Origin of the sequence: Algoriphagus ratkowskyi, assembly GCF_002150505.1 — a bacterium.
Lineage (GTDB): Bacteria > Bacteroidota > Bacteroidia > Cytophagales > Cyclobacteriaceae > Algoriphagus > Algoriphagus ratkowskyi.
Genome location: NZ_MSSV01000004.1, coordinates 242,163 through 259,713, shown reverse-complemented (window position 1 = coordinate 259,713; position 17,551 = coordinate 242,163). Strand labels below are relative to the sequence as shown.

At 39.9% G+C, this 17,551-nt stretch carries 16 protein-coding genes; 9 read left to right on the top strand and 7 right to left on the bottom strand.

All coding sequences use genetic code 11. The annotated features are described in order from the left end of the window. Positions 1-27: 27 nt before the first annotated feature. Both BVH02_RS06630 and hisS read right to left on the bottom strand, forming a co-directional pair. Positions 28-363 (bottom strand): YbaB/EbfC family nucleoid-associated protein, encoded by a 336-nt coding sequence (locus tag BVH02_RS06630; RefSeq protein WP_086500437.1) that lies wholly within the window; start codon positions 361-363, stop codon positions 28-30. Between the two features lie 38 nt (positions 364-401). Further along, the gene (hisS, locus tag BVH02_RS06625) at positions 402-1,766 is read right to left on the bottom strand and encodes a histidine--tRNA ligase (protein WP_086500434.1); all 1,365 of its coding nucleotides are present in this window, start codon (positions 1,764-1,766) and stop codon (positions 402-404) included. A 166-nt stretch (positions 1,767-1,932) separates the two neighbouring features. Between hisS and BVH02_RS21565 the strand changes: the two genes are divergently transcribed. Continuing rightward, complete coding sequence (locus BVH02_RS21565) at positions 1,933-2,076, top strand: hypothetical protein (RefSeq protein WP_169712834.1); 144 nt, start codon at positions 1,933-1,935, stop codon at positions 2,074-2,076. A 246-nt stretch (positions 2,077-2,322) separates the two neighbouring features. Here BVH02_RS21565 and BVH02_RS06620 read toward each other — a convergent pair whose 3' ends face one another. Then, positions 2,323-2,832: a metallophosphoesterase family protein gene (locus BVH02_RS06620; RefSeq protein ID WP_086500432.1), complete on the bottom strand. Its 510-nt coding sequence runs from the start codon at positions 2,830-2,832 to the stop codon at positions 2,323-2,325. Between the two features lie 69 nt (positions 2,833-2,901). Between BVH02_RS06620 and BVH02_RS06615 the strand changes: the two genes are divergently transcribed. Together BVH02_RS06615 and BVH02_RS06605 are read left to right on the top strand one after the other, a co-directional pair. After that, complete coding sequence (locus tag BVH02_RS06615; protein WP_086500429.1) at positions 2,902-3,300, top strand: rhodanese-like domain-containing protein; 399 nt, start codon at positions 2,902-2,904, stop codon at positions 3,298-3,300. A gap of 387 nt (positions 3,301-3,687) precedes the next feature. Next, positions 3,688-4,665, top strand: a complete 978-nt coding sequence (locus BVH02_RS06605; protein ID WP_086500421.1) for a pyruvate dehydrogenase complex E1 component subunit beta — start codon at positions 3,688-3,690, stop codon at positions 4,663-4,665. A gap of 390 nt (positions 4,666-5,055) precedes the next feature. Here the strand turns inward: BVH02_RS06605 and BVH02_RS06600 are convergent, their stop codons facing one another. After that, the gene (locus tag BVH02_RS06600) at positions 5,056-7,569 is read right to left on the bottom strand and encodes a TonB-dependent receptor domain-containing protein (RefSeq protein WP_086500419.1); all 2,514 of its coding nucleotides are present in this window, start codon (positions 7,567-7,569) and stop codon (positions 5,056-5,058) included. Positions 7,570-7,905: 336 nt separating this feature from the next. Here BVH02_RS06600 and BVH02_RS06595 point away from each other — a divergent pair, with 336 nt between their 5' ends. Both BVH02_RS06595 and BVH02_RS06590 read left to right on the top strand, forming a co-directional pair. Beyond that, positions 7,906-8,979, top strand: coding sequence for a sensor histidine kinase (locus BVH02_RS06595; protein ID WP_223271822.1), 1,074 nt, complete (start codon positions 7,906-7,908; stop codon positions 8,977-8,979). A 108-nt stretch (positions 8,980-9,087) separates the two neighbouring features. Further along, positions 9,088-9,831: a LytR/AlgR family response regulator transcription factor gene (locus tag BVH02_RS06590; RefSeq protein ID WP_086500417.1), complete on the top strand. Its 744-nt coding sequence runs from the start codon at positions 9,088-9,090 to the stop codon at positions 9,829-9,831. A gap of 71 nt (positions 9,832-9,902) precedes the next feature. On the opposite strand, the gene BVH02_RS06585 is transcribed toward BVH02_RS06590, so the two are convergent. Then, positions 9,903-10,382 carry a hypothetical protein gene (locus BVH02_RS06585; RefSeq protein WP_086500415.1) on the bottom strand — a complete coding sequence of 160 codons (480 nt, stop codon included), beginning with the start codon at positions 10,380-10,382 and terminating at the stop codon, positions 9,903-9,905. Positions 10,383-10,630: 248 nt separating this feature from the next. Continuing rightward, positions 10,631-11,974, bottom strand: a complete 1,344-nt coding sequence (gene ffh, locus BVH02_RS06580; RefSeq protein ID WP_086500413.1) for a signal recognition particle protein — start codon at positions 11,972-11,974, stop codon at positions 10,631-10,633. 161 nt (positions 11,975-12,135) lie between these two features. On the opposite strand from ffh, the gene BVH02_RS06575 reads away from it, so the two are divergent. The 4 genes from BVH02_RS06575 to BVH02_RS06560 all read left to right on the top strand — a co-directional run bounded on the left by BVH02_RS06575 (position 12,136) and on the right by BVH02_RS06560 (position 16,407). Next, on the top strand, positions 12,136-14,547 hold the full coding sequence (locus BVH02_RS06575; protein WP_086500411.1) for a YfhO family protein: 2,412 nt from the start codon (positions 12,136-12,138) through the stop codon (positions 14,545-14,547). Beyond that, complete coding sequence (locus BVH02_RS06570) at positions 14,534-15,253, top strand: class I SAM-dependent methyltransferase (protein ID WP_086500409.1); 720 nt, start codon at positions 14,534-14,536, stop codon at positions 15,251-15,253. The genes BVH02_RS06575 and BVH02_RS06570 overlap by 14 nt, the downstream gene beginning before the upstream one ends. Before the next feature lie 127 nt (positions 15,254-15,380). Continuing rightward, positions 15,381-15,911 (top strand): FKBP-type peptidyl-prolyl cis-trans isomerase, encoded by a 531-nt coding sequence (locus BVH02_RS06565; protein ID WP_086500677.1) that lies wholly within the window; start codon positions 15,381-15,383, stop codon positions 15,909-15,911. A 91-nt stretch (positions 15,912-16,002) separates the two neighbouring features. After that, a complete protein-coding gene (locus BVH02_RS06560; RefSeq protein WP_223271821.1) occupies positions 16,003-16,407 on the top strand; it encodes a c-type cytochrome in 405 nt (134 codons plus the stop codon). A 3-nt stretch (positions 16,408-16,410) separates the two neighbouring features. Here BVH02_RS06560 and BVH02_RS06555 read toward each other — a convergent pair whose 3' ends face one another. Then, positions 16,411-17,550: an App1 family protein gene (locus tag BVH02_RS06555; RefSeq protein WP_086500407.1), complete on the bottom strand. Its 1,140-nt coding sequence runs from the start codon at positions 17,548-17,550 to the stop codon at positions 16,411-16,413. Position 17,551 lies beyond the last annotated feature (1 nt).

Genomic DNA, 17,551 nt, shown 5'->3' with positions numbered 1-17,551 from the left:
TGTGTAACGGAACTACTCTGCTCATTTTCACCCAAACATACTTCCTAGATCCATTCCAGGGATATTTGGCATCATGCCTTCTGTAGCTGATTTCATTTCTGCTTTGATCTTTATTTCCATTTCTGTCATGGCAATGTTTGTAGCCGCCACAATTAGATCGCTCAGCATTTCTTTGTCTTTAGGAGAAAGTAGCGATTCATCAAAATCTATTTTCACTACTTTCCTATCTCCATTTACAGTCACTTTCACCAGCCCAGCTCCCGCCTCACCAGTTTCAGTGAGATAGACCATTTTTGACTGTGCCTCTTTAATTTTTGCCTGGGCTTCTTTCACTTTACCCATCATCCCCATTATATCAAACATATTTTCAGTATTAAGATCTTATTGATCGTGAGTTTACTTTATTTCAATCGCTCGATTGCCTCTTCTAAGGTTACAGACTCTTGGGCACCGGTCTCCAAATTTTTTAATGCAATAACATTTGCATCTATCTCTGAGTCGCCACATATTCCCACAAATGGTATTGCTTTTTTAGAAGCAAAATCAAGTTGCTTTTTCATCTTAGTCACATCAGGATAGAGTTCTGCTTTAATTCCCGCAGCTCTAAATTTCTTCAACAAACCTAAGGCATATATAAATGCTTTCTGATCAAAGTGAGTTAAGAGAACCTTTGTGCTCTGAACACTATCCTCTGGAAATAAATCCAATTCCTCTAAAACATCATAAAGTCTATCTACGCCAAATGAAAATCCGACGCCCGACATTCTCTCCTTGAGCCCGAAATTCTCAGTCAAGTTATCATAGCGACCACCTCCACTGACGGATCCTATCGACACATGGTTTACTTTCACTTCGAAAATAGCTCCGGTATAATACGAGAGTCCACGAGCTAACATGATGTCCAGATCAACAAAATCTAAGTTTTCACCCATGCTAGTAAGTAGCTGGAAAACCTCTTCCAATTCACTCACACCCTGAAGTCCAATCTCACTCGCCGCCAAGAACTCTTTTAGGTATTCCAGCTTACCGGCTTGATCAGTTTCTAATTTCACTAATGGAGCTAATTTTTCTATAGAACTGTCGGCAAAACCACGCTCGCTCAATTCTTCTTTTACTTTCTCCCAACCAATCTTGTCGAGCTTATCTATCGCCACGCAAAGCGGACCTTCTTTTCCAGCTTCCCCGATAGCTTCGGAGATTCCAGTAAGAACTTTTCGATTATTCAGTTTGATGCTATAATCTGTCAATTTCAATTTCTCAAATACAGAGCGGATCATCAAGATTATTTCTGCTTCGCAAAGTAAGCTATCCGTCCCTACCACATCTGCATCACACTGATAAAATTCGCGGTACCTACCCTTTTGAGGTCGATCTGCTCGCCAAACTGGCTGAATCTGGAAGCGCTTGAAAGGAAAAGTCAAATCATTCTTATTCATTACCACAAAGCGAGCAAAAGGCACCGTCAAATCGTAACGTAGTCCCTTCTCAGAAACCTTAGTCAAAGTCTGTTTTGAACCACCTTGAAAATCTTCAGCAGTGACACTCTTAAGATAATCCCCACTATTCAATATCTTAAATAGCAGCTGATCTCCTTCATCGCCATACTTACCTGTCAACGTATTGAGATTCTCCATCGCAGGAGTTTCAATCTGATTGTAGCCAAAAAGCTGAAAAGTACCTTTGATGGTATCTAGGATATAATTTCTTCTGGCCATCTGAATCGTCCCGAAATCCCGGGTTCCTTTTGGCAGACTTGGCTTTTGCATCGGTAGTTCTTTGGTGATTAGCTGCCAAATTTATTCAAAAAAAAGGAAATGCTCCCTCCATATGGAAAAGTCCAATAATTAAATCTCAAATTATTTTAGGCTGAAAAGAAATGTTTATTTACTTTTGCGACTCGTTTCGAAACAATACTATTAAAAATATACGACCATGGCAGTTACTACACTGAAGAGAAAACTTAAAAGAAAAAGACAATCTCAGACCACACGTGTGATTAAGATCAAGCAATTGACTGCTCAGCCTGTAATCAGAAACGTGGACGTTGAAGAGCTTAAGAAGTCTTTCGCGAAATAATATTTATTTCTGCAAAAACATTAAGGCGATCATTTGATCGCCTTTTTTTTGTGTATGCTTGTTATTTTTTTAACGCGGGGAACGCAGAGTTTCACGCAGAGAACGCAGTTTTTTTCAGCCACTTGGTTAAAGTATAATTTAATTTACACCAGTCAAAGGCCACTTTTCACATCTCACCATTTACGACTTAGATTAAACTCTTCGTCGAAACTGAGTAAACCTTCCGCTTCTTACCTCTTACAAGACTTATAACACCTTCCCCCTTTTACCCAATTCCACCACACGCAGATTCTGCACCTTTCCCCCATCTAAGTCAAAAAGTAGCATCGTTCGCATCACATGAAATCCATGCTGACCAATCGCCCCTGGATTCATATAGAGACAGTTTACCGTTTTATCAAATTCCACCTTGCAAATATGTGAGTGCCCGCAAATAAATAGATCGGGTGCTGCAGACTTGATTTTAGTTTTTACTCCAATAGCGTAGCGGGGAGGTTTGCCTCCGATGTGCGTCATAAGCACCTTCACTCCCTCTAGCGAGAACTCCTGCCACTCAGGATATTCTTGTTGCATAGCCTTATCATCAATATTGCCAAAAACAGCCCGCACAAGTTTTCCTTTTGGTAAGGCATCCATGACATCAAAACTCCCGATATCACCGGCATGCCATACCTCATCCACATCATCTAAGTATTTGATGGTTTTTTGATCTATGTAACTATGAGAATCAGATATGAGTGCGATTTTACTAGGCATTTGAATTTAATCTTGTTTAATTTTCATTTCAATATGGAATAGCAAACTTTCACATCAAACTCATAGTTCATGAAAATTCTAAATATTTTAATTCTTGTACTGACTCTCATCATGGTCAAAATCGATTTTAATTATGCACAAACCTCTCCAGTCAAAAACATTAGCGTAGCAGAATTTGAAGGTTTGATGAAAAACAAAGGGGCAGTGAGAGTACTTGACGTCCGTTCTCCCGGAGAAGTGTCAGAAGGTCATCTGATCGGAGCCATTAACATGGATTTTCAAAATGAGAATTTTAAAACGGAGATTGCAAAGCTTGACAAAAAAAGAACGTACCTAGTTTATTGCAAAGCAGGCACAAGATCTGATCAAGCAGCTAAACTTATGAAAAAAGCTGGCTTTACACATGTCTATGCACTCGAAGGCGGCATTGACGCTTGGAAAGAAGCTGACAAGCCGATAGAAAAATAACTATCGTTAGTCATAACAATTTGCCCAAGTGGAGTATTAATCATTTAGATAAGTACTCTAAGTAGAACTAGAGAAATAGACCGGAATTGAAATATGGGCTTGACTAGGCTAAAAAAGAAACATGTATGAGAGAATGCATGGAATACACCTGTTAAATCAAGTGCAAATGAGTAGCCTTGAATCCGCAGTCAGCCCTCCTTTCCAACTCCCTTGGGACGAGATGAGAAAAGCTTGTTTCAAAATACAATTGGGAGAAAAAAGGATTTTAGGCTTAGTTAATTCAAAAACCGTGTATTTAAGCTAATCAATTAGGCATAAAGCAGTCTTAATTTTTGGTTTTGGGCAATTCCTTTCTATTTTTACGATCCTAAATTTTGTCATAAACTAATGAGAGAAATACAGTTTCGAGAGGCCTTAAGAGAGGCGATGTCTGAAGAAATGAGACGTGATAAAGACGTTTTTCTGATGGGCGAAGAAGTTGCTGAATATAACGGAGCATACAAAGTATCACAAGGAATGCTGGAAGAATTCGGCCCTGAACGTGTCTATGACACTCCGATCGCCGAACTTGGATTTTCCGGTTTGGCAGTAGGTGCAGCAATGAATGGCTTGAAACCAATCGTTGAATTCATGACTTTCAACTTCTCTCTAGTAGCAATAGATCAGATAATTAACTCTGCTGCCAAAATGCTAGCGATGTCTGGTGGAGCTTACAGCGTTCCAGTTGTTTTCAGAGGCCCTACGGGAAATGCTGGACAGTTGGGTGCAACTCACTCTTCCAACTTTGAGAACTGGTTTGCAAATACGCCAGGTCTAAAAGTAATCGTACCTTCCAATCCTTACGATGCTAAAGGCTTGATGAAAGCTGCAATTCGTGATCCAGACCCAGTGATCTTCATGGAATCTGAAGTAATGTATTCCGATAAAGGCGAAGTCCCTGAAGGTGAATATCTGCTTCCAATCGGCGTAGCTGACGTGAAGAGAAAAGGGAAAGACGTAACAGTAATATCCTTTGGGAAAATGATGAAAGTAGCCTTAGAAGCAGCCGAAGAAATGGCCAAAGAAGGCATCGAAGCTGAAGTTATTGACCTTCGTACAGTGAGACCTATAGATTATGCTACTTGCATGGAGTCTTTAAAGAAAACCAATCGCGTAGTAATCGTGGAAGAAGCTAACCCAATCGCAGGTATTTCGTCTGAATTGACATACCACTTCCAACGTTATGCCTTTGACTACCTAGACTCACCTGTGATCCGTGTAAACTCCATGGATATCCCACTTAGTTACTCTCCTGCTTACATTGAAGCAACTCTGCCAAATGTGAAGCGAACTATTGAAGCAATTAAGAAAGTCTGCTACAAGTAGTCCTTTCTCATTTATAGAAAAGCCCGATTTCATTGATTTGAAGTCGGGCTTTTTCTTTTTCAATTGTAGTCGTTCTTCTACACAAATGGAGGATCGAAAACCATTAGGAGACTTCATTGATTATCTCCAAGTCTGAAGACTTCAAACACCTAAGCATCTGTTTATCATTGGACACGAGAGGCGTAGCGTGGCTTCGACTTCTCAAAGTCTAACAAAATAAAAAATCAACATTAGTAATAACAGACATTAAAAAAATTAAATTGAAGCACTTCCGTACTTTGCTCAACGTCCTCGCTCTTTGTGGTTAAAATCATCATGCAAAAAAAACCCACCCTCATACGAAGGTGGGATTTTCTCTTGTAACCCAATCTACTTTATTTTTTTCTATAATTACTTGTTCTGAGTCATCTCACTTGCTCCACCTTCGCTTCCACTCTTCAAGTCATCATTAGTAACAGATTTCTTTTTTCTAGTCTTCTGATCTACGCTTAGCTTACCGATTCTATAGCTAAAGTTGATCTTGAAGTTCATGTTACGCATGATATTGGTGCTATTCTGAACAATTGTTGGTGTAATGATTTCGTTTTTGATTTTAAATTCTTTAGTAAGGAAGTTATCTGCTCCGAAGCCAATGCTACCTCTTTTCTCGTCAAATTGCTTGTTAAGTCCTAATCCATATGCAGCAAATCCTCCAGAAGAACCTTGCAATTGAACTTGACGTCCTCTAGCAAAAGTGAATGCTTGTACCTGCCAATCTTTAGGTAGCGTGTAGTTACCGAATAGTCGACCACTGATCACAAAGCCTTCATTAGAAGCAGCATAAAGAGGGTTTGTAAGTCCATTATCAAGGAATGCGTAATAAGCATCTACACTTCCGTTCAATGAAAATTTATTTCCTATGCTGATATTAGTGAAAACGTTAGTGCCATAGGCTCTCTCATTCCCTATATTGTCATATCCAGTGTAGATCACACCATCCTCCTCCACAGTTCTCACAGATTGAATAGATCCAGTAGTGTTTCTGAAGAATCCACTGAAACTCACCATCGTGCTTTTAAAGAAAGTGCTGTAACCTAACTCATAATTGTCTGTAAATTCTGGATCCAACTCTGGATTACCTTGAGATATCTGAAGAGGATTAGATGCGTTAATATTTGGATTTAAATATCTAAGTGATGGACGAGAAATCCTTCTGTTGTAAGAAGCTTTGATCAAGTTGCCATTAGAAAGCTTTCTGCTCAAGTTCAAACTTGGGACAAACGTACCATAAGAAGGAATATCAGCTACAGAAGATTCTGTTTTGAAATCCGCTGCGATCGTTGTGTACTCGTATCGAATCCCTGGCTTGATCGTATAGTTTTTTAACAAAGTTGCAGTGTACGAAACGTAACCCGCAGTTACATTTTGGTCATAACTAAAGGCATTGGATAAATTTGGGTTTTCACTTTCAACATACGCTCCATCTGCCCCATCTGCTGCGAAGTAAGCGAAATCTGAATATGCCTTTCTTAAGATATTTTTAGCACCGTATTCTAAAATCGATTTCCCATCTTTTCCTAGTGGTTCTACAAAATCAAGCTGAACAGTAAACTCTTCATTTTTGCTTGGATTATCATTCTTCAATCTTGAATTAATAGTGGATAAATCCTCTTCAAAGAGCGTATTCACAAATGAATTTTCACCGTTGTTTCTACTATACAAAGTCAACAAGGATATATCTTTCCCTTTTTTCTCAAAGGTTTTGGTGTAATTCAGACTGATGTCCACAGAATTTGAATTGTCTTTCGTGTCTGTTTCTCTAAGTGCATTTCTGATTAGACTACCATCGATAAAATTCTGAGTAATGAAGTTATCCTGGTCACTGCTTCTATTTCTTATTCCGAAATTAACTGCACCAGTCAAAAAGTTGTATTTGTCGATCTCATAATCCACTCCAAAGTTATATCTACCGAAAAGCATGTTACTTTTAGTGTCAGCAGACTGAATTACTGTAGAGGTAGTACCATCTTCATTCAAAGTCATTTGTGTATTTTCAAAGCTACCAAGAGTATTATAGCCCGCTCTTCCATGTCCACCAAGAGTAAAACCAAACTTACCTTTTCTCGCACTGGCGTTTAAACCCAAATCAGAGCCTCTTAAACCAACTCCTGTACGAATATTTGCGGACATTCCCTGTAAATTATTCTTTTTGGTAATGATGTTGATTACTCCTGAAGTTCCTTCAGCATCGTATTTGGCCGATGGAGAAGTGATTACTTCTACCTCCTTGATTTCGTCAGCAGGAATCTGCTTCAATGCATCCGTGATACTACTTGCAGCGATAGCTGAAGGTCTTCCATCAATCAATACTGTTATATTGCTAGATCCTCTCATGGAAACGTTACCGTCCAAATCTACAGAAAGCATAGGCACTCTTCTAAGCACGTCTGTACCGTCACCTCCTGCTGTGGTTTTGTCATTTTCCGCTTTATATATTGTGCGATCCACACGCTCCTCAATCAAATCTCGCTGACCTTGTACCGTCACCTCTTCAAGCGCCAGTCCTTCGTCAGTCATTTGGATCTCTCCGATATTTACCTCTCCAGTCTTTGAGACAACTTGGATACTGTTGACAGTTTTGGTTTCAAAACCAAGAAAGCTAACTTTCAAATCATAGGTTCCTAGGTCCATACCAGTTATAAAAAATTTACCATCGCCATCTGCAACAGCACCAGCAATATTTGTCTCACTACCCGCTACATATAGTGCGGCAGTAGCATAAGCTACAGGATCTCCTGTTTTTGAATCCATGGCCACACCAACAATTCTAGAAGGAGTAGCTTCTTTCCCTGAAGTCTGCTGGGCCACTACGGCGCTGGAGCTGATTAGAAGAAAAACTGCGATAATGTTAAATAATTTTTTCATTTGTAGTAGATAGTTACTCTGTTGGGCTGATGATACATGGGTTACTTTTAATCTTTGGGAAGTCCTGTAATTGATCACCAGATAATCTCGATTAAGGGCCTCGTGCTATTTGATACCCCAAAACAACGGGGTTTGTTTCGCAGTTTTTCAGTAAATAGACGGTTGGGGTAATTTTATCGACAGACCCCTCATTTGGCCAGACCAAACAAGGTAATTTATCTGTGAATCGATTTATCCGTTTATATAGGCTATTGGTAGTCAGAATTACCCAATTCGTAGATTACATTTTATATAGAGAAGTGGATTGCTTTAGTTTGGTTACTGAAAATCATATTTATGATCAACCTCAATCCCAAAAGTAGAGTTTCTATTCTAGTGCATATACTAGGTTGGGCTATGCTTAGTACCGTGCTCCTTCTCCTTTCACCGCTTTCTTGGCGAGTAGATATCCCATTAGAATTTTGGTTTAGACAGGTACTAATGGCAATATTTCTGATTAGCCTATTCTATGTGAATATGCTTTGGTTTGTGCCGAATGTGCTGTTAAAGGGAAAGCATGCTATATATCTGCTCACAATTATTCTGGGGGGAGTGCTATTCGTAGGCTTACTCATATACGCTGAAAACTTCCTGAATTTGCCTGAGCTAATGCATAAAGCATTCAATCCAGATAAACCATATGTAAATAAAGGGAGAAGAATTTCTGGAGATGTATTTAATATTATGATCTACCTGTTGACTATTGGTATAAGTACATCGGTAGCTTCAGTTCAGAAGTGGCAGAAGGACGAGCTATTGCGTAGAGAACTTGATGAGCAGAGAATAAACACAGAACTCTCATATTTAAAGGCTCAGATCAATCCCCATTTCTTTTTTAACACCCTTAACAACATCTATGCACTGACAAATTTGGATGTTAAAAAGGCTCAGGAAGCACTTTTGAAACTGTCCCGAATGATGCGTTATGTCCTCTATGAGAATCAAAAAAATGAAACGCTGCTTAGCCGTGAGGTAGGCTTCATTAATGATTATATAGAATTGATGAAAATGAGATTAACTGAAAAAGTGACACTCAATATTTCTGTGGAAGAGCCAAAAGATGATCTGGTTATTGCTCCCATGCTTTTACTTCCTTTTTTAGAGAATTCATTCAAACATGGCGTAAGTAGTCAGCACCCAAGTGAGATAATGATCAAATTGGAAGTAATGGGAAGTACCGTGTTTTTTGAAACAAAAAACCATATTTTCCCAGCGTACTCAGATAGTCCTGAAGCCAATGAAAATGGTATCGGACTCGTGAATACGCAAAGAAGATTGAGCCTGCTCTATCCAGACAAGTACCGATTGAAATTTGGAAAAGATGAAGACAAACAGGAGTATTGGGTAAATCTTACGATCAATTTAGAATGAAATCGAGCATGACAACTAGGTCACAAACTGGGATTGCAATTTCCCAAGCAAGATTCTCCCGAAGAAAAATCGGGACAGGCTATCTGACAATCGAAAAATAATAAACAGATGAAACTTAACTGCGTAGCCATTGACGACGAACCTCTAGCCCTGGAGTTATTGGGCAAGTTCATCGAGCAAACCTCATTTTTGAACTTGATTGGTAAGTTCTCCAATGCTATTGAAGCGCTGGGTTTTATCAACCAAAACGAGGTTCAACTCGCTTTTATGGATATACAGATGCCAGATCTATCAGGCATGGAACTAGCGCGGGTGTTAGAAGGAAAAAAAAATTCAGATAAAACTCGAATTATTTTTGCGACAGCCTATCATCAATTTGCCATCGAAGGGTACAAAGTGGAAGCCTTAGATTATCTTCTTAAACCGTATAGTTACGAAGATTTTTTAAAGGCGGCTACTAAGGCTTTTTCCTACTTCGAAAGACAAGCACTAAACAAAACGGAAGTCGTTAAGATCGAAAGCGGTACACCTGAATATATTTTCCTCAAGGTAGAATATCAACTCGTCAAGGTAAATCTGAAGGACATTGCTTATGTGGAAGCATACAAAGATTATGTAAAAGTACATTTACTTTCCAGGCCAAATCCGCTTCTATCTTTGACTAGCTTGAAAAGCATGGAAGAATTACTTCCTTCAGATAAGTTTATGAGAGTTCATCGTTCGTATATCGTGGCCTTGGATCACATAGATTCTGTTTCTAAAAACGTCATACAAATCGGGAAAAACCACATCAGTGTTAGTGACAACTACAAGGAAGCTTTCTTAGAGTTTATGAGCCGGTGGATGAATTGATTGGATTCTTGAAGCCATAAAAAAGCCTGTTTTCGAATATGAAAACAGGCTTTTTCAATAAAGTTATCATTTCAATTAATTTTATTGAAAATAGGTAAAGTAGTGCAAAATGCATTTGATGGGCAAATAAATGAAAGTGCAGAATAATCCTCCGCAATACTAAAATCAGAATAATAGTCATCTACTGATGAAAGTGTTAGATCCGCTTTCGGTAGGTAATTAACATCTTCAATATTCATGTGATATGATTCTTGATAAGTGATAGTGACTTTTCCATTAACGATAGAATAAGTACCTGAAAAATAACCTCTATAACCTAAAATTTTATCCGATCCTAAGTCAGTGGTGTAGCTCTCTCCAGTCACAGTACCATCAGACTTAAACTCCATCACGTCCACAAAATTGAAAGTTTTATCTATCCATGACATATTCCCCTCAGAACTATACCTATACTTCCCTTCTATTTTTGCATTAGGAGAAATTTCATCGTCATCTTTACAGCTAAACAAGATGAAGAACAAGGCGAACAACGGAAACAGTTTTGTTTTCATCTGAAAATTGGTTTTGTGAAATTAAAGTTTTTGCTGAAAAGAATAAAATCAAAATCTTAAACTTTACGTCAACGATCTTCCAAACGCTACTATTTTGGTCCAATATTTTAAGAATTAGTTGAAAACAACTAATTAAGTCTAGCTTCTGGAGAAGCAGGACAACTGCGTTCTCTGCGAAAACTCTGTGTCCACTGCGGTTAAAAAAGTTAAAAAACAAAAAACCCGATCTCTCGACCGGGTTTCAATTTCTATCTTCTTCCTCCTTTTCCCTGTGGAAGCATCTTGCTCATAGCAGCTTTAGCACCGCCCATTTTATTCATTTGCTTCATCATCTTGCGCATATCTGAAAATTGCTTCATGAGATTATTCACCTCCACGATCGTTCTACCAGATCCCGCAGCAAGTCTCTTTCTTCTATTTCCATCGATAATATCTGGTTGCTCACGCTCGGCTGGAGTCATAGATCTAATGATAGCTTCGATAGGTTTGAAAGAATCATCGTCGATATCCATTCCTTTCATGGCTTTGCCCATACCAGGAATCATTCCTAACAAGTCCTTGATGTTACCCATTTTCTTCACCTGCTCTAGTTGAGAAAGGAAATCATCAAAGTTGAAATTATTGGTACGGATCTTCGAGTTGATTCGCTTGGCTTCATCTTCGTCAAAGGACTGCTGTGCTCTTTCCACCAAGGAAATCACATCACCCATGCCTAGGATTCTCTGAGCCATACGATCTGGGTGGAACACATCCAGATCTTCCATTTTCTCACCTGTAGAGATAAACTTGATCGGCTTATTCACTACGTGACGAATAGAAATCGCTGCACCACCTCGGGTATCGCCATCTAGTTTCGTCAGTACGACTCCGTCGAAATTCAATCGCTCGTCAAAGGTCTTCGCAGTATTCACCGCATCCTGACCAGTCATGGAATCGACTACAAAAAGTGTCTCAGATGGATTCAAGGCTTTTTTCAAGGCCTCAATTTCCTTCATCATCACGTCATCCACAGCCAGACGACCTGCAGTATCCACTACGACAGTTTTCTTACCTGTCTTCTTTGCATAAGCGATCGCATTAGTAGCAATCTCCAGTGCATTCTTATTCTCAGGTTCAGCGTAAACCTCTACTCCGATTTGCTGACCCAATACTTTCAGCTGATCTATCGCAGCTGGTCGGTAGATATCACAAGCCACCAACAATACCTGTCTTCCTTGCTTCTTCAAGTGAGCTCCAAGCTTTCCTGTAAAGGTAGTTTTACCAGAACCCTGAAGACCGGAAATCAAAATAACGGCAGGATCGCCAGAGATATTGATATCCTCTTTCTTGCCGCCCATGAGCTTGGTCAGCTCTTCTTGGGTGATTTTGATCAGCAATTGACCTGGAGAAACAGAGATCAAAACATCACGACCAAGGGCTTCGGTCTTGATGGTATCCGTGACTTCTTTGGCTACTTTATAGTTAACATCGGCATCAATCAAAGCTCTTCTAATCTCTTTGACGGTCGTTGCGACGTTTATTTCGGTGATTGTCCCGGTTCCTTTCAGCGTTTTGAAAGCACGGTCTAATTTTAAACTTAAATTATCAAACATTCCTTTGTGTGGCTATTTGGTGCAAAAGTAATGATTTTCATCAGCTAAGGAAAGGAGAAATTCATCTATTCCAGCCAGAGCCTGCCTATTTTTGTAGATGAGGTTTGCCTATAAATACCTAATTTGCGCCCGCATCCATTATCCAAAGTAAAATACTTTTCATGCAGTTGAATTTTAAAAAAGACGTACTTCCCCATTTGGTGGGAATCGCAATTTTCTATGCTATTGTAGTCGTTTACTTCGCTCCTGTAGTACTTCAGGATCAAGTAATCATGCAAGGAGATATTCTAAAATGGGAAGGATCCGCCAAAGAAGCATTGGATTTCCGGGAAGCGACTGGCGAAGAAGCACTTTGGACTAACAGCGTTTTCGGTGGTATGCCAGCCTACTTTGTCAGCTTGGAATTTGCAGGTGACATTACAAATGCATTGGTTTCTGTTATCACGCTAGGACTTCCACACCCTGTAAATAGCCTTTTTCTAGGGATGGTCGCCATGTATGTGTTGATGCTGACTTTCGGAGTCAGGCCAGCTTTCGCCATCATCGCCAGCGTTGCTTTTGCGCTGAGTTCTTATAACCTACTGAGCTTGGCAGCAGGTCACAATGCGAAGATCTGGGCGATCAGCTTGATGCCATTGATACTTCTCGGAATTCACTTGGCTTTCAAAAACAAATTAATTCTCGGCGCGGCTATTTTAGCCCTCGGGCTTCTGCTTCAGTTAAAGTTTAACCACGTGCAGATCACCTACTACACCTTGATCATTTCGGTGATTTATGTGATTGTAAGACTTATCTATGACTGGAAAAGAAAAGGTATTGCTCAGTTAGGGAAAGTTATAGCATTTCTAGCTTTAGGAGCAGCTTTGGCCGTTGGGGGGAATATCGGGCGTTTAGCAACTGCACTCGAATATGCTCCTTATTCCACCAGAGGTGAGGCAACGCTAGAATCTGCATCAGCAGGTCTTGACAAGGATTATGCGTTTTCCTGGTCAAATGGCAAGCTGGAAACCTTGACCTTATTAGTTCCAAATTTCTATGGCGGTGGAAGTAGTACTCCATTAGGAGAAAACACTGCATCCGAAAAGGCGTTGCGAAGTAATGGACTTGACCCTGCTCAAATCAGCGGATTTCTACGAGGCGCTCCGACTTACTGGGGAGATCAGCCTTTTACAGGCGGGCCAATTTATGGAGGAGTAATCTTGGTATTCCTTGCTTTCATTGGGATTTGGGCTGCGCCAAAAGAGAGTCTATACACCTTTGGGGCGATCATAATTCTTTCAATTTTACTTTCTTGGGGAAAAAACTTAAGCTGGTTTAATTACCTGCTTTTCGATATTCTACCGGGTTACAATAAATTCCGAGCAGTTTCCATGGCGCTAGGAATGACTCTATTTGCCATCCCAGCTTTAGCTGCTATTTCTCTGGAAAGAATATACCGAAGCAAAGATTTCAAACCGCTTTACATCGCTGGAGCGTCCATAGGTGGATTATTGTTATTACTTGCCGTTGGCGCTGGAGTCTTCAGATTTGAAGGAGCCGCTGATGCTGGCTTGCCAGACTGGTTGATGGGTGCAATTCGAGAAGATCGCAAGGCAATGCTTTCTGCTAGTGCTTGGAGAAGTCTAGGCTTGATTGCAGCTACTTTTGCCTTAATTTACTTCGCCCTGAAAAACAAAATCTCTGACCTAATCTTGGGCCTTGGGATTTTTGCCTTAGTCACCATAGATCTCTGGACAGTCAATAAGCAATACTTAAACGATACATCATTTCAAGCTAACCCTACCACAGCTTATTTCGCAGAAACTCCGGCCGATCAAGAAATCGCCAAAGATTCAGATTATTTCAGAGTATTAGACCTCACAGAAGGACTAACCTCCACGGGTAAGTCACCTTACAGATTTCACAGTCTTGGCGGATATCATGGTGCCAAAATGCGTAGATATCAGGATTTACTGGATAACAGATTAAACTTTGAGCTGAATGATTTTGTAAAAAAAGCTCAGGAAGGCAATTTTGATTTTGCAGGGATTCAGACAATCAACATGATGAATACGAAGTACGTCATCGCAGGAACTGCCGCCAATTCAGTATTTGAAAACCCTGAAGCTAATGGCCCAGCTTGGATCCCTTCGCAAGTGGTATCTGTGGAGACCAATCAGCAAGAAATGGATGAATTGGGAAGAATTGACACCAAAGCTCAGGCTACTGTAAATACATCAGAGTATGGTGTGATCACAGCTGGGACGGGACAAATTTTTCATACTTCCTATGCGCCTAATGAATTGAAGTATCAGGCAGAGATTACTCAAGAAGGCCTTGCTGTCTTCTCAGAAATCTACTATCCTGAAGGTTGGACCGCTACGATCGATGGCAGAGAAACTGATATTTTACGTACGAATTACCTACTTCGTGGCTTGATAATCCCAGCAGGAACTCATGAGATTGTTTTCAAGTTTGAACCAAAAAGCTACACAGCCACCAAAACACCCATGATCATTTTTCAATATCTTATTGTATTGTCATTGATTGCAGGTGTGTTTTTCACGATCAAAGAAAAGAATGAAAGAGGATAAAGATAAAGTCGTTAGTTTTTATGATCAGTTTGCTGAAAAACAGGAAAAGACAGGGATCAACTCCCGTCACTTAAATATCCTGGACAAGGTCAAAGCTGCTGGCCTTACTGCCAATCATAGTATTCTGGAGGTAGGATGCGGGATCGGTACAGTTAGTCATTTACTTGCCAATCAAGTGCGGTCAGGAGAAGTGTTAGCGGTGGATATTTCTCCAGAAAGCATAGCGAAAGCTAAACTGCTTTGGAAAGAGCAATCCAATCTGAAATTTGAAGTTTCGGATATGTCTGACTTTGATAAAAAAGGAAAGACTTTTGATTTCTTTGTTTTTCCAGACGTATTGGAACACATTCCTGTTGATCAGCACAACCTCCTTTTCCAGAACATCTATAAGCACGCTCACCAAGATTCTGTGATTTTCATCCACATCCCAGCACCTAGATACTTGCAGTGGATGATAGAAAATGAACCACAAAAATTACAGGTTATTGACCAGCCCTTAGACTCTGGTGATCTGATAAAAAGCATCACTTCTAATGGTTTTTACTTAGAAAAAATGGAAACCTATCCGATCTTTTACGAAGAGAAGGATTATCAATATTTTGTGTTTAGAGCTACCAAACCGCTATTTAAATCTACTCCAAGAAGTAAATGGGAAGTTTTAAAAGAGCGTGTAAGCATCCGATTAAAACACGGAATTATTAAGTAAAGCAGGTGTGGGTGTTATTGTCAGCTGACCAATGTCTGATGCTCGATTTAGCCTAAAGCTTCAATAAAATCTACTTGAAAATATTGAAGTCTCTTTTAATCGTCGAAAAATAGAAATAATAATGATTATGAAAATAGCAGAAAACACAGTTGTCGGACTCACCTACGAACTCAAAGTAAGTAAAGAAGCTGACGAGATCGAGTCAGCACCCTTTAGTGTGGAAGTTCGTGATACAGAAGACCCTTTTTACTTTCTTTTTGGAGCTAGTGATTTACCAGCAAAATTCGAGGAGTTACTTATAGGTAAAGAACGAGGGGAAGACTTTTCTTTCATTGTTCCAGTAGCTGAAGCTTACGGAGAGATTGATGAGGATCTGATTGTAACTTTACCCAAATCGCAATTTTCGGGAGAAAATGGCTTTAATCCTGAAATGCTCGAAGAAGGAAACTTTCTGCCTCTAATGGACGAGGATGGCTACCCAATGCAGGCAAAAATTTTAAAGGATATGGGTGAAGATGTTCTTCTTGATTTCAACCATCCATTGGTTGGATTTGATTTACATTTTGAAGGAAACATCGAAGAAGTAAGAGAAGCTACCGAAGACGAATTAGCTCATGGACACGTACATGGCGCTCATGGAGCACATGATGAGGAATAATTTGTAAAAAGTAACTAGTGTAAGAGGTAAGAAGTTAAAAGTTTGACTTCTTACCTCTTTATTTTTTGTTCAATTTTTAATCCTTTCCGATTTGAATAGAAATCTTGTCTTCATATTACTAGCATTTGCTGCCTGCACACAGAAGCCGGTGCAGGAGAACATTAATACTTCCGAAGCCAAAGAGCGAGAATACATTCGCGCTATTGAAGGCGAGGATGAGGATTTAAATCTTGAAGAAATCACGAGAGGTGAAGTTTTGATATCCTATTCTGACTGTGCAGAATGTCACAAAGAGGATAAAAGAGCTAAAGGCCCGGCCTTCCAAAACATCGCAAAGAGATACCCGAATACTCAAGCTTATATTGATTTATTGACGCGGAAAGTAATCTCAGGAGGCACAGGATCTTGGGGTAGTCCGATCATGTCACCCCATCCAGAACTGAAAGAAGAGGATGCAAAAGCGATGGTATCTTATATACTTTCTTTGGAAAAGTAAACGTTAGACTTGCGCATTCTCAACCTCATCTTTTACTTTATCCTTCGCTATTTCCGCCAAATCCTCTTCTAGTACCCAACCCTTATCAAGCGCATATTGAGAAGCTTCTAAGGTATTTTTCACTAAAAGCATTTCCACTCCATGCTCTGCTAACTCTACCCTAATTTTCTCTACCATATCATGCCGGGAAGAATGCACATCACGGATAAAAATCATTAGAATTCGCCCCGGAAACTCACGTACTACCTGAAGATAGATCGTAGGGTCCTCCTGCCCGCTGTCACCGAAAAGCATGAAAGGAAGCTGAGAATAGGTGGAGAGAATCTGTCTGATTTGTGTCAATTTATGCTCAGAATGATCTCCAGATATCAGCTCAGTTCTAGACAGTCCAATATCACGAAGCATCAATGGGCCATTAGGAATATGATGAATCTGAAGAAGCTCGTGGAGGAAGTCATACAAATTCCAAGGACTGCTGGATACGTAAAAAAATGGATTACTCTCGATGCCATCACTGCCTTTTTGGAGCGCTTTATAAAATGCAGAGACTCCAGGAAATGGTACTCGAGTATATGCATTTTTGGCAAAAGTAGTCTTCAACATCTCCGTCATCCGCATTGCTCCAGTTGGAATGATTGTATCATCCACATCGGAAATAATACCATAATCTATATTTCCTACCGGTAAAAATACATCAGCATAAGCGCTGACTTCACCTTGTTTTCGAATTACCTGATCTACCAAAGTCAGCTCTATCTGTTGCCAGCGAGAAGGGAATTCTATCTCCTTTTTAGGATGTATTTTAAACTCAAAATAACCTTCCTCATCAGTTTGAACTAGGTATTCCTCCCCCTGAAATTCGGCTTTCACATTTACCCCTGGTATCACCACGCTCATGAATCTCCTGCGCATTTTACCAATATTCTGCCACACACTGTCCTCGGGTGTTGAATCTCCGATTCTATTATCACGAATTACTCTCCCGACAAGAAGAATTTCTTTCTCATTCCCAAAACCTGCATAGGGAACGATCATGATAGATTTGACCCAGCCAAGTTTGATCCACAACCAAAGTACCGCTTGATTTAGGGCAAGTTTAGTTTCGTAGAGGATGGTGAGTGGTATATTTCTTTTTTGGTTCATT